The 21,218-nt window shown below is 71.8% G+C and carries 16 protein-coding genes and 1 other RNA gene; 14 read left to right on the top strand and 3 right to left on the bottom strand.

Annotated features, from left to right (window positions below; all coding sequences use genetic code 11):
• Positions 1–279: 279 nt before the first annotated feature.
• Genes AC3IF1_RS22895 through AC3IF1_RS22880 form a run of 4 tightly spaced genes read left to right on the top strand, consistent with a single transcriptional unit; the run spans position 280 to position 4,750 of the window.
• Positions 280–1,377 (top strand): OpgC family protein, encoded by a 1,098-nt coding sequence (locus AC3IF1_RS22895; protein WP_243968031.1) that lies wholly within the window; start codon positions 280–282, stop codon positions 1,375–1,377.
• Entirely contained in the window at positions 1,338–2,222 is an 885-nt protein-coding gene (locus tag AC3IF1_RS22890) for an SGNH/GDSL hydrolase family protein (RefSeq protein ID WP_489219476.1), read from the top strand. The genes AC3IF1_RS22895 and AC3IF1_RS22890 overlap by 40 nt, the downstream gene beginning before the upstream one ends.
• Positions 2,223–2,276: 54 nt before the next feature.
• A complete protein-coding gene (locus tag AC3IF1_RS22885; protein ID WP_489219475.1) occupies positions 2,277–3,617 on the top strand; it encodes a lipopolysaccharide biosynthesis protein in 1,341 nt (446 codons plus the stop codon).
• Positions 3,614–4,750: a GNAT family N-acetyltransferase gene (locus AC3IF1_RS22880; protein ID WP_489219474.1), complete on the top strand. Its 1,137-nt coding sequence runs from the start codon at positions 3,614–3,616 to the stop codon at positions 4,748–4,750. Before AC3IF1_RS22885 ends, AC3IF1_RS22880 begins: the two co-directional genes overlap by 4 nt.
• A gap of 67 nt (positions 4,751–4,817) precedes the next feature.
• Here AC3IF1_RS22880 and AC3IF1_RS22875 read toward each other — a convergent pair whose 3' ends face one another.
• A complete protein-coding gene (locus AC3IF1_RS22875) occupies positions 4,818–5,096 on the bottom strand; it encodes a hypothetical protein (RefSeq protein WP_489219473.1) in 279 nt (92 codons plus the stop codon).
• Between the two features lie 110 nt (positions 5,097–5,206).
• Between AC3IF1_RS22875 and AC3IF1_RS22870 the strand changes: the two genes are divergently transcribed.
• A complete protein-coding gene (locus tag AC3IF1_RS22870; RefSeq protein ID WP_243968026.1) occupies positions 5,207–5,461 on the top strand; it encodes a hypothetical protein in 255 nt (84 codons plus the stop codon).
• A gap of 59 nt (positions 5,462–5,520) precedes the next feature.
• Here AC3IF1_RS22870 and AC3IF1_RS22865 read toward each other — a convergent pair whose 3' ends face one another.
• Both AC3IF1_RS22865 and pepN read right to left on the bottom strand, forming a co-directional pair.
• Positions 5,521–7,866 carry a PAS domain-containing sensor histidine kinase gene (locus AC3IF1_RS22865; protein WP_489219472.1) on the bottom strand — a complete coding sequence of 782 codons (2,346 nt, stop codon included), beginning with the start codon at positions 7,864–7,866 and terminating at the stop codon, positions 5,521–5,523.
• Positions 7,867–8,041: 175 nt separating this feature from the next.
• Positions 8,042–10,654 (bottom strand): aminopeptidase N, encoded by a 2,613-nt coding sequence (gene pepN, locus AC3IF1_RS22860; protein WP_489219471.1) that lies wholly within the window; start codon positions 10,652–10,654, stop codon positions 8,042–8,044.
• A 240-nt stretch (positions 10,655–10,894) separates the two neighbouring features.
• On the opposite strand from pepN, the gene AC3IF1_RS22855 reads away from it, so the two are divergent.
• From AC3IF1_RS22855 to murD, 9 genes are all read left to right on the top strand, one after another.
• Entirely contained in the window at positions 10,895–11,335 is a 441-nt protein-coding gene (locus AC3IF1_RS22855) for a VOC family protein (RefSeq protein ID WP_489219469.1), read from the top strand.
• A 44-nt stretch (positions 11,336–11,379) separates the two neighbouring features.
• Positions 11,380–11,778, top strand: an RNA gene (gene rnpB / locus AC3IF1_RS22850) — RNase P RNA component class A.
• 432 nt (positions 11,779–12,210) lie between these two features.
• A complete protein-coding gene (gene rsmH, locus AC3IF1_RS22845) occupies positions 12,211–13,287 on the top strand; it encodes a 16S rRNA (cytosine(1402)-N(4))-methyltransferase RsmH (RefSeq protein ID WP_489219467.1) in 1,077 nt (358 codons plus the stop codon).
• Positions 13,284–13,697: a cell division protein FtsL gene (gene ftsL, locus AC3IF1_RS22840; protein WP_243968019.1), complete on the top strand. Its 414-nt coding sequence runs from the start codon at positions 13,284–13,286 to the stop codon at positions 13,695–13,697. Before rsmH ends, ftsL begins: the two co-directional genes overlap by 4 nt.
• Positions 13,698–13,763: 66 nt before the next feature.
• Positions 13,764–15,584 carry a peptidoglycan D,D-transpeptidase FtsI family protein gene (locus AC3IF1_RS22835; RefSeq protein ID WP_489220448.1) on the top strand — a complete coding sequence of 607 codons (1,821 nt, stop codon included), beginning with the start codon at positions 13,764–13,766 and terminating at the stop codon, positions 15,582–15,584.
• A gap of 10 nt (positions 15,585–15,594) precedes the next feature.
• Positions 15,595–17,055: a UDP-N-acetylmuramoyl-L-alanyl-D-glutamate--2,6-diaminopimelate ligase gene (locus AC3IF1_RS22830; RefSeq protein WP_489219466.1), complete on the top strand. Its 1,461-nt coding sequence runs from the start codon at positions 15,595–15,597 to the stop codon at positions 17,053–17,055.
• Between the two features lie 16 nt (positions 17,056–17,071).
• Positions 17,072–18,538, top strand: coding sequence for a UDP-N-acetylmuramoylalanyl-D-glutamyl-2,6-diaminopimelate--D-alanyl-D-alanine ligase (locus tag AC3IF1_RS22825; RefSeq protein WP_489219465.1), 1,467 nt, complete (start codon positions 17,072–17,074; stop codon positions 18,536–18,538).
• A 77-nt stretch (positions 18,539–18,615) separates the two neighbouring features.
• Entirely contained in the window at positions 18,616–19,701 is a 1,086-nt protein-coding gene (gene mraY, locus AC3IF1_RS22820; protein WP_243968016.1) for a phospho-N-acetylmuramoyl-pentapeptide-transferase, read from the top strand.
• Positions 19,702–19,835: 134 nt separating this feature from the next.
• Positions 19,836–21,200 carry a UDP-N-acetylmuramoyl-L-alanine--D-glutamate ligase gene (murD, locus tag AC3IF1_RS22815; RefSeq protein ID WP_489219464.1) on the top strand — a complete coding sequence of 455 codons (1,365 nt, stop codon included), beginning with the start codon at positions 19,836–19,838 and terminating at the stop codon, positions 21,198–21,200.
• Positions 21,201–21,218: the final 18 nt, after the last annotated feature.

Below are 21,218 nucleotides of genomic sequence, written 5' to 3'. Positions count from 1 at the left end.
CGGTCGGCACAACCCGCGGGCGCGCGTTGTGACATGGGGAAGGGACGTCTGACCCGGCGCCCGGCGAGCGGGCCTGTCGTGAGAGCGACCCCCGCACCGTGACCCGGCGGACCCTTTGTCCCCGATGGCGGCGCGTCACGCGGGTGTGACCGCCCCGCTTGGACCCGCCGCGCGGTCTCCCGCTTTGTTCGCCTTTGCAGACCCGACGCGGCGCCGTATCAGGGGCCGCGAACCCGCCGCCGCCGCGCGGACGCGTCGAACCCCGGAGCCGCCGCCCCGATGCGGGACCCCAACGCGATCGACTTCTGGCGCGGTTTCGCCCTGGTGACGATCTTCATCAACCACATCCCGGGCAACACCTTCGAGCGCTACACCTTCTCACAATACGGCATCTCGGACGCCGCCGAGCTGTTCGTGTTCCTGGCGGGCTGGTCGATCGGCATCGCCACCCGGGGCCGCGACGGGGTTCCGGAGCCCCCCGGCAAGAGCGTGGTGCGGCTGCTGGCCCGGACCGTCGAGGTCTACCGGGCGCAGCTCACCGTCATGCTCCTGGCGCTGGCCATCATCGCGGGGGCAGCCCTCCTGCTCGACAATCCGCTGATCCTCGAATGGCACAATGCCGGCGGCTTCTTCGCGGATCCGATCCAGTCGGTCTGCGGCATGGCGCTGCTGACCTACCAGCTCGGTTTTTTCAACATCCTGCCGCTCTACGTGCTGCTGATCGGCGTCGCGCCGGTCTTCGTGCTGGTCGGCCGCGTCAGCCTCGTCGCGGCCCTGGTCCTGTCCGGGGGACTCTACGCCGCCAGCCTCGTCTTCGAGTGGAACCTGCCCTCCTGGCCCGGGGAGGGGGACTGGTTCTTCGATCCCCTCTGCTGGCAGGTGCTTCTGGTGCTGGGCTTCGTGCTGCAGCGCTGGAACCTCCGCTCCGACGTGCTGCGCCGCTGGTCGCGCCGCTTGTTCCCGGCCGGCATCGCCATCGTCGTCGCGGGGATTGTGCTTTCCGTGGCGGAGATTCGGCCGGATCCGATGCTGGTGCCGTCGCCGCGCCTGCTGTTCACCTTCGAGAAAACCTACCTGACCCCGGCGCGGCTGGTGCATTTCCTGGGGGTATTGTTGGCGTTTGCCCCCCTGTACGCATTGCTCGCCCCCCGCCTTGGCCACATCGTGGGCTATCTCACGCAGCTGGGACGAAACTCCCTGGCTGTCTTCTCAATGGGCTCGATCCTGAGTCTGATCGGACAGCTCGTGCGTTTTCAGACCGGCGGCGGCCTGCTGATCGACATGCTGGTCGCCGGCACGGGCGTGATCGGGCTGGGTTTCACGGCATGGTTCGTCGAATGGCGTACCCGCAACAGGTCTCCGAGGCCGCGCCCGTGAGCCCGGCCGCGCGCGCCGGGCGCGCCGCCCGTCCGAGGCTGTCCCTGATCCTAAGCCTGCTCCTCGCCGGCCCGGCGCAGGCGGAGCAGGTCGCCGATCCCGGGGCGGGCGAGCCCGGACTGTCCCAGGAATGCCGGGTGCCGGGCGCGCAGCTCTACGCGGCGGCGCAACTGGGGGCCGTCAAGGCGGCCCTGGCCGAGAACCGGCCCCTGAAGCTGCTGGCGATCGGCGGCTCCGCGGCACCGGGAGCGTCGGCCTCCTATCCGGCCAAGCTGGAGGCTGCCCTGGAACGGGCGCTGCCGAAGGTCGACGTGGTGATCGATCATCGCGGCCTCCCGGGCGAGGTCGCCTCCGGGGCCGCCGAGCGCCTGCGCACCATGGTGGTCGAGGCCGAGCCCGATCTCGTGATCTGGCAGGTGGGCACCCACGACGCCATCGCCCGCGTCGATGCCGAGGCCTTCGAGGGGGCGCTCACCGAAGCCGTCGCCTGGATCCGGTCCCACGGGATCGACGTGGTCCTGGTCGACCCGATCTACACCGCCAGCATGGCCGCGGACGTGGATTACAACCGGATCGTCGAGGCGGTGCGGACGGTGGCGACCCAGCAGCAGGTGCCCCTGGTGCGGCGCTACGAGGCGCTGCACTACCTGTCGAGCCGCAGCGACCGGGGCGAGGGCCACATGCTCGGTCGCCAGTTCCGGCTCAACGATCTCGGCCTGCGCTGCATGGCCGAGCACGTGGCCCTGACCATCGTCACCTCTCTGGCGCGGACCGAGGTGCCCCCGGAGCCCAAGCCCGATCCGGCCGCACCGCCCTTAACCGGGCCGCAAGGCGCACCGGGCTAGACCGACAACCAGAGGTCGGCCTTCCGCCGTCCGAGGCCCGGCGCGGAGCGCGTAGTGTCAGCCAAGGCTCTCCCCGCCCGCGCGGTCCGGCGCCTGCGGGCCCTGCGCGACGGCCCGCAGCGGATGGCGCTCACGGTTTTCGCGATCCGGGTCGGTTCGGCCGGCTTCGCCTACGTCTCCCAGGTCCTGGCGGCGCGGCTGATGGGCTGGGAAGCCTATGGCATCTTCGCCTCCGTCTGGGTCTGGACCGCGATGCTCGGCCACACCCTGACCCTCGGCCTGTCGCAGGGCGCCTGCCGGTTCGTGCCGGCCGACCAAGCGCAGGGGGATCTCGACCTCGCCCGCGGCTACATCCGCGCCGGCGCGCTGGTGACCGGCGGGGCGGCGCTGGCCGTCGCCGGGCTGGGCGCGGCCCTCCTCCTACTCGAACCGGGCCTGTTCGCGCCGGCCTATCGCGCCCCGATCGCGGTCGCCGTCTGCGTGATGCCGCTCTTCGCGCTCCAGGATTATCTGGAGGGCGTGGCGCGCAGCCAGAACTGGATCGGCCTCGCCATCGCGCCCCCCTATCTCCTGCGCCAGACCCTGATTATGGCCGGCATGATCGCGGCGATCCTCCTCGGAGCGCCGCCGCGCGCCGAGGTGGCGATGGCCTGCATGCTCGCCGCCGCCGCTGCCGCGACCGCCCTGCAGGCCGGCCTGCTCGCGGCGCGGCTGCGCCGGGACTTGTCGTCCGGACCGCACCGCTATCGCTGGCGCTCCTGGCTCGGCACGAGCCTGCCGATCGCCGCCATCGATCTGGCCAATGCCGGCTTCACCTTCGTCGACGTGATCGTGCTGGGTGCCCTGGTGAGCCCGGCCGAGGTCGGGATCTACTTCGCGGCGACGCGGATCCAGCAATTCGTGGTGTTCGTGCATTTCGCGGTCAGCGCCGCCACGCTCCAGCGCTACAGCGCGGCGCAGGCCGGGGCGAACCGCCTCCTCCTCGCCGAACTCGTGCGGCGGCAAGCGCGGGTGACCGCGGCCGCGACCGTGGCGGTCGGCGGCGCGATCCTGGCCGCCAGCCCGCTTCTGCTGGCGCTGTTCGGCGCGGGACTCGGGGGCAGCGTCCCGATCCTGTGCGTCCTCGTGGCCGGCAGCGTCGCGGCGAGCCTGTTCGGGCCCGGCGAGGACCTGCTCACCATGCTGGGCGGCGAGCGGCTCTGTGCCGGGATCACCGCGGCGTCCCTCATCGCCGCCGCGGGCCTGTGCCTGATCCTGGTGCCGCCCCTCGGGGCGCTCGGCGCCGCCGTGGCGGTGGCGCTCGCCTCCGTCGTGCGGTCCGGCCTGCTGGCCCGCGCCGCCGGGCGGATCCACGGCCTTCCGACGCCGGTCTGGGTCGCGGGAGCCGTCCGATGAGCCGGACCAGCGCCGTTCCCGCGACGTCCGACCTGTCGATCGCCTGCTCGACGGCCCCCGAGGCCGAGGCCTGGGACGCGCTGTTCGAGGCCGCCGCCGCCCCGCACCCGCATTTCTCGCGGCACGTCATGGCGGCCCACGCGGCCGCCGGCCTGCTGCCGGCCGCTCTGCGCTACGTCATCGTCCGGCGGGCAAACCGCCTCGTCGCGCTCCTGCCCTGCGTGCCGACCCGCGACCTCTCCGGTCTCGGCGGCCGGGTGATGCGGCCGTTCCTTTCGCCCTTCGTCACCGCCACGGCACCCCTGGTGGCCGACGGGCCCGGGCGGGCCGCCGACGTCGATGCCCTGGTGACCGGCCTCGCGGCGGCCTCCGGCGGACGGGCCTGGCGCTGGCCGCTGCTGCCGACCGGGGAGGGCGCGGTGCCGGAGTTGCTGGCGGCCATGCGCGCACGCGGCTGGACGATCGGCACGGTGGCGGCCTTCGAGCGCCCGGTCATGGACCGCCGGGCCGATCACGACGCCTTTCTGGCAGGCCATCCGAACCGGTCCCGGTTCAAGGATCTGCGCCGCCGCGCCCGGCGGCTCGCCGAGACCGGCGCCGTCGCCTATGAGAGCGCGACGGCCGGCGCCGACCTGGACCGCCTCCGCGCGGCGTTCCTCGACCTCGAACGCGATGGCTGGAAGGGTCTGGCCGGCACCGCCATGGCCTGCCGCCCCGAGACCGCCGCGCTGGCCCACGCCCTGTTCGCGGACGCGGCGGGCCCGGTCGGCATCCGGGCCGACGCGCTGACCCTCGACGGGCGTCCCGTGGCGGTCAGCCTCGCCCTGACCGGCAAGGGGACCGCGACCCTGCTGAAGACCGCCTACGACGAGGCCCTGCGCAGCCACGCCCCGGGGCTGCTCCTGGAGGACGAGATCGTGCGCGCCTGCCACGCGACCGGCTTCGCCGACCGCCTGGATTCGGCGACCCTGGACGGATCGGCGCTGGAGAGCCTCTATCGCGACCGGACCCCGGTGGCCGAGATCATCGCGCTCCCGCCGGGCAACCACGCGCTCTCCCTGGAGCAGCGCCTGCGCCTGGCCCGGTTCGAGCAGGAGGCGCGCGCCGCTGCCAAGCGGGCCCTGAAGCGTTGAGCGGCGGTACCGCATCATCCGCCGCGGTCGTCGCCAGTCCGCCCGAAAGCCCCACGCGGATCGGCGCCTACCAGGCCCTGTTGGGACCCTCGACCCGGTCGTACACCCCATGGCCGGTCCGGGCGCGGTAGGCGCGGCCGGCGATCTCACCGGGGGTCGGCGGCGTGCCGGGCTGGGTGAAGCTCGTCTCCGGCCGGTAGGCCGGCCCCCAGCCGATCTCCTCGTCGCCCGCCGGATCCTTGCCGGGGAACCCGGTCACGTAGCCGGTGCTCTGGGCGAGCGCCGGGGCGGCGGCGAGGGCGAGCAGGGTCGCGAGGGTGAAGCGCAGCGCTGTCCTGGATCGCATCGATCGACATCTCCGTGCATGATCCGCGGAACGGATCGTCTGCGGGGTCAACCCCGCTCCGACGCGCGGGTTGTCGAGGCGCGCAGTCATGTCGCGGAGGCGCGGGCGTCATGGAAGACTGGAAGGCGGGCCTCAGGGCCGAATTGCGGGCCATGGAGATCGCCACCGGCGAGGCCGCTTCGGCCCAACTCCCGGAGCTGCTCCGTCGCCTGCGCCGGCATCAGGCGGGGCTCGACGGCAATCCGATCCTCGCCCTGTACAGGCGCTGGCGCATCCGGCGGCTCGCCCGCGCCGTGGCCGATGCGCGCTGGCACATGGAGCAGGGGCGCGCCGCGCGCCTCGGAGGCCTCGATCCGCGGCCCTGAATCGGCGTCCCGAATGGTCCGCGCGGCGCTTGCGAAGACGCGAGGCTCGGGCCCCGGCATTACACCGCGACGGGCGATCCCGCGCGCCGGCCCGTCCGCGGCGCCTCGGGTGCGCGCGCGCTCGGCCTGTTCGATGCCGTTCGATCGGCGATCGCGGCGGGCAGGCGCACGAGGACGATGGTGCCGACCGTTTCCTCGGAGCGGATGCGGAGCGATCCGCCATGCAGCTCGACCATCGAGCGCGTGATGGCGAGCCCCAGGCCCGATCCCTTGTGGCTCCGGGTCATCTGCGCCTCGACCTGCGTGAACGGCCGGCCGAGCCGGGCGAGGTCCGAGCGCGGGATGCCGATGCCGTTATCCTCGATGAACAGATGCGTGCTGGCGCCCGCACGCCGTACGCGCAGCGCGACGCGGCCCCCGATCGGGGTGAACTTCACGGCGTTCTGGACGAGGTTGACGAGGATCTGCTGCATGGCGCTCGGATCGGCCAGCAGGTCGAGCCCGGGCGGCACGTCCACGCTCACGGTGATCGCCTTCTCCCGGGCGGCCGCCGCCATCGGCGCCAGGGCGGACGACACCGCATCCTCGGCCGAGATCGCCCGGGGGCTCAGCCGCACGCGGCGCGCCTCCAATCGGGCCATGTCGAGGATGTCGTCGATCATCGAGAGGAGATGCGATCCGCTCTCGCGGATGTCCCGGCAATATTCGGTGTAGCGGGGGGTGCCGAGCGGGCCGAGCACCGCGTTCTCCATCACGTCGGCGAAGCCGATGATGGCGTTGAGCGGCGTACGCAGCTCGTGGCTCATATTGGCCAGGAACTCGGACTTGGCCTGGTTCGCCGCCTCGGCGACGGCCTTCTGGTCGAGGTAGCGCTCGGCGAGGTCGGCGAGCTGCTGGGTCTGGAGTTCCAGCGTCCGGCGGGAGCGCTTGAGATCCTTCACGGTCTCGATCAGCTCGCGCTCGGAGGCCTGGAGCTGCTCCTGGTGGCGCTTCAGGCTGGTGATGTCGGTGCCGACCGAGACGTAGCCGCCGTCCTTGGTGCGCCGCTCGCTGATCTGGAGCCAGCGGCCATCCGCCAGCTCGGCCTCGAAGGTCCGGGCCGCCATGCCGCCGAGCGCCATGCCGACCTCCGGCGATTCGCGCCGGACCTGGGGCAGCACGCCCCGCCCCATCACATCCGTGTAGCCTTGGCCGGACCTGGCATCCTCCGGGCTCAGGGCGTGCAGGTGACGGAATTTCGAATTGCACAGGACCAGCCGGTTGCCGGTATCCCAGAGGACGAAGGCCTCCGAGATGGCCTCGACGGCATCGCGCAGGCGCATGTCGGCCGCCGCGTTCGTCTCCTCCAGGGCCCGCTGCTCGCTGATGTCGGTGGTGATGCCCACCAAGTGCTGGCTGCCGTCGGCGGCGTTGACCACGACCTCGGCGCGGGCGCGGAACCAGACATAGGCCCCGTCGGCGCCGCGCATGCGGAACGCATGGTCGATATGGGTCTGGTTGGCCGCGACGCCCCGGGCGAGGCTGTAGAGATCCCCGTCGTCGGGATGGACCAAGCCGTTGACGTCGCCGAAGGAGAGGTACTCGTTCTGCCGCTGGTAGCCGAGCAGGCCGTACATCGAATCGGACCAGTAGATCCGGCCCCGGGCCACGTCCCAATCCCAGAGGCCGCAGGCGCCGCGGCGCAGGGCCGTCTCGAGGCGGCCGTGGATCTTCTCCCGGGCGCGGTCGGCCCGGGTCGCCTGCCGGGTCTGCAATCCGTAGGCGAGGCTGACGCCGAGGATCACGAGGGCCGCCGCGGCGATCAGGACGATCTGATCGCGGGTGCGGGCGCTCCAGCCGCGCAGGAGCGGCTCGATCGGCTGGACCACGGCCACCTGTCCGAGACCGCCGGGCAGGCTGTGCATGGCGGCCAGCACGGTCTCGCCCCCCGGGAGGTCCAGGGCGATGGTCCCGGCGCGCTCGCCGAGCCCGGACAGGGGCTCGCTCGCGCCGAGAACCTGGGACAGCGTCTGAAGATCGGCCGGGAGGGGCGGATGGGACGCGACGATGCGGGTATCGGGCCGAACCAGCAGGAGGCGCCGCCCGGAATGCCGCGCGCTCTCCGGCATCAGCCCGCGTAGGTCCGTCGCGAGGATCCCCGCGGGACCGACGGCCCGGGCGGCCAAGCGCGCGAATTCCTCGACCTCGACCTTGGCGACCGCCAGGATCTCGGCACGCTGGCCGCGGATGTGCAGCGCCGCCAGCCCGATCAGGCAGGCCAGGAACACTGCCAGCGTCCCCGGCACGGCGAAGCGCAACCAGCGCTCGGCCTGACCGAACCGCGACTCCGGTGCGCGGGCCGGCCAGGAGACGGTCAGAGTCGAGTCCGCACGCGCGGAGAAGGAAGCGGAAGCCGCCTCCGGCATGGCCGAACCTCGTCCGTGGGAACAACGACCCGAGCGGAGCCCCGCTCCCCGAATCTATGTGAATACAATCACCCTGGGGGGCGGTTTGTCCACGGCTTTTTTACCATACGGCCTTGACGAACACCCCGTGTTGCAGCCGTGCCGGAGAATCGATTTCTACCGCAGGTTCAAGTGCTTAGCCACCTTCCAGGCTACGCGCGAGGATGTCGGCGCTGTCCCGGGACAGGCCGGGGATCGCCTTGATCCCGTTGAGCATTTCGACGGCTTTGGCGGCGCGCGATTTTTCCAGCCGGCGCCACGATCCGAAGGCCGTGAGCAGGCGCGCGGCAACCTGTGGGTTGGTGGAATCGAGTGCCGCGACGGTCCGGGTTACGCAGGAAAATCCCGCTCCGTCGCGCCGCGCGAACTGCGTTGGGTTGCCGAACGCGAAGCTGCCGATCAGGGCGCGCACCCGATTCGGGTTGGTTAGGGTGAAGGCCGGGTGGTCCTGCAGCCGAATCATTCGGTCCAGCGTCCCGGCTTCGGGGATCTGGGCCTGGATGGCGAACCACTTGTCGAGGACGAGGGGCTCGTCGGCGTAGCGCGCGGCGAAATCCGCCAGCGCCGCCTCGCGCTCCGCCCCGGGGATCAGCGCCAGGGTCGCGAGGGCGGCGAGGCGGTCGGTCATGTTGGTGGCGCTCGCCAAGCGGTCCGCGGCGCGCGCGGCGCCCGCCGGCGGATCGCCCGCCGCGATCAGGTCGAGGGCGGCGTTGCCGAGCGAGCGGCGCCCCGCCGAAGCGGCGTCGGGGCTGTAGGGCTCACCCGCGACCGGCGCCAGGGCGGCGTCGATCCGTTCGAGGCGGGGTCGAAGCGTCCGGCCGAGATACGCCCGCAGGTCGGTGCGGGCCCGGTGGATCGCGTCGGGGTCGACATCGGCCAGGAGGGCGTCGGCAGCCTCGCCCTCGCTCGGCAAGGCCAGGACGAGGGCCGCGAAGGCCGGATCGGCCAGGGCCTCGCCGTCGAGGAAGCGGCCCAGGGCCTCCGCGAAGGCCTCCATCCGGCCGGTGTCGGCGTCGAGGATCAGGCGCAGGGCGACATCCTGCGCCGCCTGCCAGCGGTTGAACGGGTCGCTGTCCTGCGCCAGCAGCCGCATGCGCTGCGCGTCGGTGAGGGCGAGATCGAGGCGCACCGGCGCCGAGAAGTCCCGCAGCACCGACGGCACCGGCTCCTCGGTGACGGCCTCGTAGACGATCTCAACCTCCGGGCGGTCGAAGACGTAGACGCCGTCCTGCACCTGCGCGCAGGTGGCGCCGGACAGCGGCCCGGCCGCGCCGACGAGGCCGAGCGCCACCGGGATCACCAGGGGCGGTCCGTCCGCGCCGGGCAGGCTCTGCGCCAGCCGCAGGGTGTAGCGCGCCGCCTCCGGATCATACCGGCCGGAGACCGACAGGCGGGGCGTGCCGGGGCGCTCGTACCAGCGGGCGAAGGCCGCGAGATCGCGCCCGGTCACCGACGCGAAGGCGGCCAGAAAGTCCTCGACGGTGGCGGCGCGCCCGTCATTGTCGGCGAAGTAGCGGTCCATGCCGGCCCGGAACGCCGCCGGGCCGATCAGGGTGCGCAGCATCCGGACGATTTCCGCGCCCTTGTCGTAGACGGTTGCCGTGTAGAAGTTGTTGATCTCCGCGTAGGCCCGCGGCCGTACCGGGTGGCGCAGCGGCCCGGCATCCTCGGGGAACTGGCGCGCGCGCAGGGACCGGACCTCGGCGATCCGGTGCACCGGCCGGGACCGCATGTCGGAGGAGAATTCCTGGTCGCGAAAGACCGTCAGGCCCTCCTTCAGGCAGAGCTGGAACCAGTCCCGGCAGGTGACGCGGTTGCCCGACCAGTTGTGGAAATACTCGTGGGCGATGATCGCCTCGATGGCCGCGTAATCCCCGTCGGTCGCCGTCTCGGGGCTCGCCAGAACGTATTTGTCGTTGAAGATGTTGAGGCCCTTGTTCTCCATCGCGCCCATGTTGAAGTCGGACACGGCGACGACGTTGAACAAGTCGAGGTCATAGGCGCGGCCGAAGGCGGCCTCGTCCCAGGCCATGGAGCGGATCACGGCATCGAGGGCGTAGTCCGCCCGGGGCTCCTTGCCGGGCTCGACATAGACCGCGCAGGTGACGGCGCGTCCCTCGGCGGTGGTGAACCGGGTCTCGACCATCCCGAGCCGGCCGCCGACCAGGGCGAACAGGTAGGCGGGCTTCGGGTGCGGGTCGTGCCAGACGGCGAAGTGCCGGTCGGCGCCGACCGGGCCGGCGTCGATCCGGTTGCCGTTGCCCAGCAGCACCGGCGCCTCGGCCCGGTCCGCCTCGATCCGCGTGGTGTAGACCGCCATGACGTCGGGGCGATCGAGGAAGTAGGTGATGCGGCGGAAGCCGTCGGCCTCGCATTGCGTGCAATAGACGCCGTTCGAGCGGTAGAGGCCCATCAGCCGGGTGTTGGCCGTGGGGTCGACCTCGGTGACGAGGCGCAGGGTGAAGGGCCGCCGGGGCGGAGCGAGCAGGCTGAGGCCCGACGGGGACACCGTGTAGGCGTCGCTCGCGGGTTCCGCCCCGTCCAGGGCAAGGGACACCAGCCGCAGGTCATCGCCGTCGAGGATCAGCGGCGCCCCCGGGATGCCATCCGGGTTCGGGCGCAGCGCCAGGGTCGCGTCGATCCGGGTGGCGTGCGGATCGAGGCGGATGTCGAGGTCGACCCGGTCGATCAGGTAGTCGCTCGGCCGGTATTCCTCGAGGCGGATCAGCGGCGGCGTCTCGGTGCGCATGCGTCTCTCACTTCGGGTCTGGATCGGGTCCGTTCTGGTCCCTCGCGGCGCCCGGCGCAACGCGGTCGCGCGGGCGTCCACCCGGCGCCCCCGGTCACGGCGGGCTGCGGGCCCGGTCTACCCGTGCGCCGGCCCGCGCTCTAGCTAGGAGCGCGACCGGCCGCCGCGGGCGCGCCCGGTCGTGTCCGTTTCTCGGGGGGCGTCGCGACGGCCCCCGCCGCAACAGAGGCAGTGCCGCCGATGGAATACCTGCACACCATGGTCCGGGTGGCCGATCTCGACCGGGCGCTCGCCTTCTACGTGGATACGTTCGGCCTCCAGGAGGTGCGCCGGATCGACAACGAGAAGGGCCGCTTCACCCTCGTCTTCCTGGCAGCGCCGGGGGATGCCGCCCGGGCGACGGAGACGAAGTCGCCGCTCGTCGAACTCACCTACAACTGGGATCCGGAAACCTACTCGGGCGGGCGCAATTTCGGGCACCTCGCCTATCAGGTCGACGACATCTACGCCTTCTGCGCGCGGCTCCGGGACAAGGGCGTGACCATCAACCGGCCCCCGCGCGACGGCCACATGGCCTTCGTGAAGTCGCCGGACGGCATCTCCATCGAGATCCTCCAGAAGGGCGGCGCGAAGGAGCCGCAGGAGCCCTGGGCCTCCATGGAGAACACCGGCTCCTGGTAACCGACCTTGACCCGGGCGGCGGCGCGGGCGCATCTGCCCGCGGATCAGCCGGCCGGGCGGCCGCTCCGGGCGCTTCGGCGTCCGGGGAGGAAAGTCCGGGCTCCATGGAGAGACGGTGCCGGATAACGTCCGGCGGGGGCGACCCCAGGGACAGTGCCACAGAGAGCAGACCGCCCCGGACGCGTCCGGGGTCAGGGTGAAAGGGTGCGGTAAGAGCGCACCGCGGACGCGGCAACGCGGACGGCATGGCAAACCCCACCGGGAGCAAGACCGAATAGGGGCGGCGCGCCCTTCGCGAGAAGGGCAGGCCGGCTCTCCAGGCCAGTCGCCCGGGTTGGTTGCTCGAGGCGGTCGGCGACGACCGTCCCAGAGGAATGGCCGCCACGTCGGGGCGCTCCGGCGCTCCGGCCCTACAGAACCCGGCTTATAGGCCGGCTGATCCACCACCGACCAAAAAGCGACGCGGCTGCAAGGCCTTGTCGCGGGTCGGCGGCCCGGCGGCGGGACCGGCCGGACCGGATGGCGCGGAGGCCGAATTTCCCGCGCGGCAAAAACCTCCGGTTAACCTTGGCGGGGTCAGATCGGTCCGCGCGGCAGCGCCAAGCGCGTGCGTTGACGATCCTCCGAGGCCCATGATACCCGGCATCCTCCCGTCAACGGCGCGTATCGGATCGCCGGGCGCAACTTGCCTTCGAGCAGGTCCCGTCCGTGCGCGGCGTTTTGCGCATGTCGCATCCGGTGCCGTTCCCGTCACGCGCGCCGCCCTCGGGCGGCCCGGTACAGGGCACCATGAGACGCACGAGCCGCATCAGCGCCCGGAGTTCCGGAGCGCTCCGCCATCCCGCCCCCGATCGCGCCGCCGCGCCGAGGCGCCCATGAACCGGCGACGTCCCTCGACCGCTTTGCTGACCGCGGCGCGCCAGGGCTGCGCGGAGCGGGAACCCACAGCCCCGCCGCACATCCCGGTCCTGCTCGACGCGGTGACGGACGCCCTGCGGACCGAGGGCGGCCTCGCGGTCGACGGCACCTTCGGAGCCGGCGGCTATACCCGCGCGCTGCTGGAGCGCGATCCGGCCCTGCAGATCCTCGCCATCGACCGCGACCCGACCGCGATCGCGGCCGGCCAGGCGATGGCGGCCGCGTTCCCCGGACGTCTCCGGCTGATGAACGGGCGCTTCGGCGATCTCGACGCCCTCCTGGTCGAGGGGGGCGAGGCGCGGGCGGATCACGTCGTGCTCGACATCGGCGTCTCGTCGATGCAGCTCGACCTGCCCGAGCGCGGTTTCTCGTTCCGCCACGACGGCCCCCTCGACATGCGCATGGGTGGCGATGGCCCGAGCGCCGCGGACCTCGTCAATGAGGCCGAAGAGGTGGTTCTGGCCGACATCATCTATCATTACGGCGAGGAGCGTCGCTCGCGGGCCGTGGCGCGGGCGATCCACGAGGCCCGCCGCCGCGGCCGGATCGAGACGACCGCGCAGCTCGCCAAGTTGGTCGCTGGCGTCGTCCGGGTCGAGCCCGGGAGCCACATCCATCCGGCGACGCGGACCTTCCAGGGCCTCAGGATCGCCGTGAACGACGAACTCGGCGAGCTGGTGCGCGCGCTGCACGCGGCGGAGCGGGTGCTCAGGCCCGGCGGGCGGCTCGCCGTCGTGACGTTCCATTCCCTGGAGGATCGGATCGTCAAGCAGTTCTTCGCCGCCCGTAGCGGTCGCGCCGGACAGGGCTCGCGGCACCTGCCGGGCACGCCCGTGGAGACGGTGCGCAGTTTCGATCTCGTGACCAAGGGCCCGGTCCTGCCGGGCGAGGCCGAGACCGCGCGCAATCCGCGCGCCCGCTCGGCCAAGCTCCGTGCCGCCGCGCGCACGGAATCCGAGGTGCCGGAGCCGCTCGCGGCCCTGACCGCCCTGGCGAGCCTTCCCGAAGCCGCCCGCGGGGGCCACCGTCGATGATCCGCCTCCTGAACCTCCTGGCGGTGGCCGGGCTCGTCGCTTCGGCGATCTACGCCTACTCGATCAAGTACGACACGCTCTACCAGGGCGCCCAGGTCTCGAAGCTGCAGAGCGCGCTGCACTCCGAGCGCCAGGCGATCGCGGTGCTGCGCGCCGAGTGGCAGCTCCTGACCCGGCCGGACCGGCTTCAGGCGGCCGTCGACAAGCATCTCGACCTGGTGCCGATCGGCACGAGCCACCTGGCGCGCCTCGCGGACCTGCCCGCCCGGCAGGAGCGGGGCGACGAGATCGGCCGGCTGCTCGCAGCGACGGCGACGCCCAAGGACAAGGGTGCCGTCGAGCCGCGCACCACCGGTGCGATCACCCGCACCGTCACCACGACCCGCACCCCGACGACGGCTTCGAGGTAGTCTCCCGTGTCCGATGACGCCGACCTGATTCCCGACGAGGCCGCCGTGTCGACGCACGAGGCCGCCTTGCTCGAGGCCGCCGCCCTCGCGCTCGCCGCCACCGCCCCGCGCGCGCTCCCCGAGGAGGCGCTCGCCCCGGAGCCGCGCGCCGACCGCACGAAGGCCTTCGTGCGCAGCATGTTCCGGCTGGCCATCGAGCGGTCGCACATGCGCGTGGCCCTGGTCGGGCTGGTCTTCGTCGCCGTGTTCGGGACGATCTCGGCCAAGCTCCTGATGATGGCGATCTTCGGGGATCCGCCGAGCCAGGAGCACCGGGTCGCGGCGGCGTCGTCCACGGCCTTCCGGCCCGACATCGTCGACCGCAACGGCGAGATCCTGGCCACCGACATCCGCACGGTCTCGGTCTTCGCCGAGCCCGGCAACATCTACGATAAGGACGAGGCGGTGGAACTCCTCACCGCCGTGCTGCCGGAGCTCAACGCCTCCGAGCTGCGCGCGAAGCTGTCCTCGCGGAAAGGCCGCAGCGGCGCCGGCTTCGTCTGGGTGAAGCGCGAGCTGACGCCGAAGCAGCAGGCCGAAGTCCACCGGCTCGGGATTCCCGGCATCGGCTTCCTGCCCGACCACAAGCGCGTCTACCCGAACGGCGTCGCCGCCGCCCATATCCTGGGCGCGACCAACCTCGACGGCATCGGCATCGCCGGCATGGAGAAGTACATCGACTCCACCGGCCTCCAGGCACTCAACAGCTTCGGTCTGGTGAGCAAGCAGGCCGACCTGAAGCCGGTGCAGCTTTCCCTCGACCTGCGCGCCCAGTTCGCGGTGCGCGACGAGCTCGCCTGGGGCATCGACCACTTCAAGGCGAAGGCCGGCGCCTCCATGATCCTCGACGTGAAGACCGGCGAGGTCATCGCCCTGGTCTCGATGCCGGATTTCGACCCGAACGACCCGAAGGACGCGCTCTCCCCCGACCGGATCAACCGCATGAATGTCGGCGTCTACGAGATGGGCTCGACCTTCAAGGCGATGACCCTCGCCATGGCGCTGGATTCCGGCAAGTACAACGTCAACTCGACCTTCGACACCCGCGGCGGCGTGCTGAACTGGGGCCGCCAGAAGATCCACGAGTATCACGGCACCAACCGGCTGATCACGATGCCGGAGGTGTTCACCCACTCGTCGAACATCGGCTCGGCCAAGATGGCGCTGGGCGTCGGCGTGCCCGGACACAAGGCGTTCCTGAAGAAGATGGGCCTGCTCGACCGGCTGCGCACCGAATTGCCCGAGAGCGCGGCCCCGATCGTCCCGTCGCGCTGGAGCGAGATCAACACGATCACCATCGCGTTCGGCCACGGCATCGCGGTGGCGCCGATCCAGGCCGCGGCCGCGGTGGCGGCGATCGCTAACGGCGGCGACCTGATCACCCCGACCTTCATGAAGGCGAACCCCGACGACAAGGCGCGGTCCACGCACGTCCTGTCGAGCCAGACCTCCGAGGCCATGCGCTACATCATGCGGCTGAACGCCTCCGAGGGCTCGGCCAAGAAGGCCGCGATCCCGTACTACTTCGTCGGCGGCAAGACCGGCACGGCCGAGAAGGTGATCGGCGGCCGCTACATCCACAACCGCCTCTTCACCACCTTCATGGCGGCGGCGCCGATGAACGACCCGAAATACCTGTTCGTCACGATCATGGACGAGCCGCAGGGTCTGCCCGAATCCGGCGGCTACGCCACCGCGGCCTGGAACGCGGGCGTCGTCACCGGCAAGGTGATCGAGCGCGTTGCGCCGATCCTCGGCCTGCCGCCGCAATTCGAGCCGCCGGTGAGGCCGTTCCCGCAGATGGTCAAGCTCAACGCCTACCACGTCAACCAGCTCGGCGGCCCGTGATGGTGGTGTCGTGAGCGCCCGGCTCGCCGAGCTCTTCCCGGAAGCCTCCGGCGCGGCAAGCGACCTGGCCGTGTCGGGACTGACCGCCGACAGCCGGCAGGTCGCCTCCGGCACGGTGTTCGTCGCCGTGCCGGGCACCAAGGCCGACGGGCGCCGCTTCGCCGCGCGGGCGGCCAATCGCGGCGCGATGGCGGTGATTGGCGAAGGCGAGCGACCCGCGGATCTTCCTGATTCAGTCGCCTGGGTCGCCGTAGCGGATGCGCGACGGGCGCTGGCGCTCGCCGCCGCCCGGCTGGCGGGGGCGCAGCCGGAGACCGTTGTGGCGGTCACCGGCACCGCAGGGAAAAGTTCGGTCGCCGATTTCGTGCGCCAGATCCTGGCACGGCTCGGGCGCGACGCGGCGAGCCTGGGCACCGTCGGGATCGTCACAAACCGCGGCGCGCACTACGGCTCGCTCACCACCCCGGACCCGGTGACCCTGCACGAGACCCTGGCGCGCCTGGCCCGCGAGGGCGTCACCGACCTCGCCATGGAGGCCTCCTCGCACGGGATCGAGCAGCGCCGCCTGGACGGCGTGCGGCTCGCGGCGGCGGGGTTCACCAATCTCGGCCGCGACCACCTCGACTATCACGCGAGCATCGAGGAGTATCTTGCTGCGAAGGTACGGCTTTTCACCGATCTTCTGCCCCCGGGCTGTCCGGTGGTGGTCAACGCCGACGGGGCCTATGCCGATCGGGTGATCGCCGCCGCGCAGCGCGCCGGGCGGCCCGTCCGCACGGTCGGCCGCAACGGCCGGGACCTGCGGGTCGAATCGGTCCGGACGGAGGGATTCGCCCAGACGGTCCGCATCGCCTTCGACGGCCGCGACCACACCCTCCGGCTGCCGCTCGTCGGCGAGTTCCAGGTCGAGAACGCCCTGGTGGCGGCCGGCCTCGCGCTGGCCACCCCGGCCGGCGCGGCCGATCCCGCCGGCGTCTTCGCGGCCCTGGACCATCTCACCGGCGTGCCCGGCCGCATGGAACGGATCGGGGAGGCGCGGGGCGGCCTGTGTCTCGTCGATTACGCCCACAAGCCCGAAGCCCTGGAAAGCGTGCTGACGGCCCTGCGTCCCTTCGCGTCCGGCCGGCTGGTGGTGGTGTTCGGCTGCGGCGGCGACCGCGACCGCGGCAAGCGCCCGCTCATGGGCGCCATCGCCCATCGGCTGGCCGACACGGTCATCGTCACCGACGACAACCCGCGCACCGAGGAGCCTGCTTCGATCCGCCAGGCGATCCTGGCGGCGGCCCCGGGCGCCGAGGAGATCGGCGACCGGGCCGAGGCGATCCGGAATGCCGTTCGCCGGCTCGGACCCGGCGACGTGCTGGTCGTCGCCGGCAAGGGTCATGAAACCGGCCAGATCGTGGGGGATCGCACCCTGCCGTTCTCGGATCACGCGGTCCTGCGCGCCGCCATCGCCGACGCGGCCGCTTGACGGCGACGGGGGGATCATGACCGCACTCTGGACCTGCGAGGAGCTGGAAGCCGCCACCGGCGGGCGCCTGATGGGCGCGGTCCGGCCGATCGGCGGCGCGTCGATCGATACCCGGACGCTCCAGCCCGGCGACCTGTTCTTCGCCATCCGGGGCGAGGCGCGCGACGGCCACGACTTCGTCGCCGGAGCAATCGGACGCGGCGCCGGCGCCGCGGTGGTGCGCGCGGACCGCGCCGCGGATCTCGCGACGCACGGCCCCCTGCTGGCGGTGCGCGAGGCGGGCGACGATCCGGTCCTGACGGCGATGACCCGCCTCGGGGCCGCGGCCCGCGCCCGGACGAGCGCGCACGTGGTCGCGGTGACCGGCTCCGTCGGCAAGACCGGCACCAAGGAGGCCCTGCGCCACGTCCTGGCCGAGCAGGGCGAGACCCACGCCTCGGCGGCCTCCTACAACAACCACTGGGGCGTGCCGCTGACGCTCGCCCGGATGCCGGCCTCCACGCGCTACGGCGTATTCGAGATCGGGATGAACCACGCGGCCGAGATCGTGCCGCTCGCCGCCCAGGTCCGGCCCGACATCGCGCTGATCACCACGGTCGAGCCGGTGCATATCGAGCATTTCGCCTCGCTCGCCGCCATCGCGGACGCCAAGGGCGAGATCTTCTCCGGGCTCCGGCCGGGCGGCGTGGCGATCATCAACCGCGATGCCCAGCATTTCGAGCGGCTCGTGGCACACGCGCTTGCCTCCCGGGCCGGCCGGGTGATCAGCTTCGGCGAGCACCCGCAGGCCGATGTCCGGGCCCAGCGGATCGTGCTCCGCCCCGACCTGTCGGTGGTGGACGCGGTGGTGATGGGCCAACCGGTCACCTACAGGCTCGGCACCGCGGGCCGGCACACGGCGCTGAATTCGCTGGGCGTCATGGCGGTGATCCACGCGCTGGGCGCCGATCTCGCCCGGGCCGCCCTCGCCCTCGGGGCGCTGACGCCGCCGGTCGGGCGCGGCGAGCGCACCGCGCTGGCGATCGGCGGCGGCACCGCCTACTTGGTCGACGAGAGCTACAACGCCAACCCCGCCTCGGTGCGGGCGGCGCTGGCGACGCTCGCCGGCATCGAGACCGGCCCGCGCGGGCGCCGCATCGCGGTGCTCGGCGACATGCTGGAACTCGGGCCCGCCGCCCCCGACCTCCATCGCGGCCTGGCGGAGGCGATCGAGGCGGCACGCATCGACCTCGTCTTCGCGGCCGGTCCGCTGATGCGCCACCTGTTCGAGGCCCTGCCGGTGAGCCGGCGCGGCGGCGTGGCCGACGCCGCCATCGATCTGATCGAGCCCCTCGCCGGGGTCCTGCGCCCCGGCGACGCCGTCATGGTCAAGGGATCGAACGGCAGCCGCATGGGCCGGATTGTCGAGGCGCTGAAAGCCCGCTACGCGGTCGATCCGACGCGGCGCGCCGATGTCGAGATCCGCACGGCCGCCGCCCCATGATCGGCACGCCCGAGCGTCCGGGACGTTCGGTGCCGCCCCCCGAAACCCGCGACTGAACAGAGGGGCCGAGCGCCCGGATGCTGTACCTCCTCTCGGAACTGAGCGGCACCTTCACGCCGTTCAACGTGTTCCGCTACATCACCTTCCGCACCGGCGGCGCGCTGTTCACGGCGGGGCTGTTCGTGTTCTGGTTCGGGCCCTGGATCATCTCGCTCCTGCGCCTGCGCCAGGGCAAGGGCCAGCCGATCCGCGAGGACGGGCCGCAGACCCACCTGCTGACCAAGCGCGGCACGCCGACCATGGGCGGCCTGATGATCCTGGCGGGCGCGGTGGTGGCGATCCTGCTCTGGGCGAACCCCCGCAACCACTACGTCTGGGTGACGCTCACCGTCACCCTCGGGTTCGGGGCGATCGGCTTCTACGACGATTATCTCAAGGTCACGAAGCAGTCGCACAAGGGTTTCTCGGGCAAGTTCCGGCTGGCGCTCGAGGCGCTGATCGCCATCGCGGCCTGCACGATCATCTCGATCTACTCGCCCGCGGCCCTCCAGAACCAGTTGGCCTTCCCGGTGTTCAAGGACGCGCTGTTGAACCTCGGCTGGTTCTACGCCCTGTTCGGGGCCTTCGTGATCGTCGGCGCGGGCAATTCCGTGAACATGACCGACGGGCTCGACGGGCTCGCGATCGTGCCGGTGATGATCGCCTGCGGCACTTTCGGGTTCATCGCCTACCTCGTCGGCAACTCCTTCACGGCGAGCTACCTGCAGGTGAACTACGTCCGCGACTCCGGCGAACTGGCCGTGGTCTGCGGCGCGGTGATCGGGGCCGGCCTCGGCTTCCTGTGGTTCAACGCCCCCCCGGCCCAGATCTTCATGGGCGACACCGGCTCCCTGGCGCTCGGCGGCCTGCTCGGCACCATCGCGGTGGCGACCAAGCACGAGATCGTCCTGGCGATCGTCGGCGGCCTGTTCGTCCTGGAGATGATGTCGGTGATCATCCAGGTCGCCTCGTTCAAGCTCACGGGCAAACGGGTCTTCCGCATGGCGCCGATCCACCACCATTTCGAGCAGAAGGGCTGGAAGGAACCGCAGGTCGTGATCCGCTTCTGGATTATCGCGGTGATCCTGGCGCTCGCCGGGTTGGCAACACTAAAGCTGCGCTGAGATTGTGTGCTATTCGACCGGCGGAGATCGTTGATCCCACTCAGGTCCTCATCCTGAGGTGCAGCCGCGAAGCGGGTGCCTCGGGATGAGGGATGGGATCGGCCAGATGCCGCCATCGCGTTCCGAGCCTCACCATGATTCCCATCACCGTTTTCGAAGGCAAGACCATCGCCCTGTTCGGGCTGGGCGGCTCGGGGCTGGCCACGGCCCATGCGCTGAGGGCCGGCAGCGCCGAAGTGATCGCCTGGGACGACAACGCCGACAGCCTCGCCCGCGCCCGGGACGCGGGGATCGAGACCCGGGACCTGCGCAAGGCCGACTGGTCCGGCCTCGCGGCCCTCGTACTCAGCCCCGGCGTGCCGCTGACCCATCCCGAGCCGCACTGGACCGTCCGGCTGGCCCGCGACGCGGGGGTGGAGATCGTCGGCGACATCGAGCTGTTCTGCCGCGAGCGCCGGGTGACCGCGCCGGGGGCCCCGTTCGTGGCGATCACCGGGACAAACGGCAAATCGACCACCACGGCCCTCGTCGCCCATGTCCTCGCCCAGGCCGGCCGCGACGTGCAGGTGGGCGGCAATATCGGCACCGCGATCCTGTCGCTGGCGCCGCCCGATGCGGGACGCGTCCACGTGATCGAGATGTCGTCGTTCCAGATCGACCTGACGCCGGGCCTCGATCCGAGCGTCGGCGTGCTGATGAACATCACCCCGGACCATCTCGACCGCCACGGCACCATGGAGCAGTACGCGGCCATCAAGGAGCGCCTGATCCGCGGCGCGGGTCTGGCGGTGGTCGGCATCGACGATGCCCCCAGCCGGGCCATCGCCGACCGGCGCGGCACCGACCTCGTGCGCGTGCACGTGCCCCATGGCGACGTGCTCTGCGCCGACGCCCTGACCGTGCGCGACGGCATCGTCCGCGAGCCGGACGGCACGGCGCTCGCCGACGTGAACGGGATCGGATCGCTCCGAGGCGCGCACAATTGGCAGAACGCCGCGGTGGCGGTCGCCGTGGCGCGGGCGCTGGGCCTGCCGCTCGACGCGATCCAGGCCGGGCTGAGCTCGTTCCCCGGCCTGCCGCACCGGATGGAGGAGGTCGGACGGCGCGGGCCCGTCCTGTTCGTCAACGATTCCAAGGCGACCAACGCGGATTCCACCGAGAAGGCGCTGACCGCCTTCCGGGACATCCACTGGATCCTCGGCGGCAAGCCGAAGGACGGCGGCATCTTCCCCCTGGTCCCGTATTTCGAGCGGGTCGCCCACGCCTACCTGATCGGCGCGGCCTCCGATGCCTTCGCGGCGACCCTGGAGGGGGCCGTGCCCTATACCCGCTGCGAGACGCTGGACGTGGCGGTCCCGAAGGCCGCCGAGAACGCCGCCGCCTCGGGCGCCCCCGAGCCGGTGGTGCTGCTCTCGCCGGCCTGTGCCTCCTACGATCAGTTCCCGAACTTCGAGATCCGCGGCGACCGGTTCCGCGAGCTGGTGCGGGCCCTGCCCTGAGGGCAGCCCGCCCCAGGC

Source organism: Methylobacterium sp. E-012, assembly GCF_057836545.1.
The sequence above is the reverse complement of the archived record's forward strand: the minus strand, read 5'-3'. Positions and strand labels throughout refer to the sequence as shown.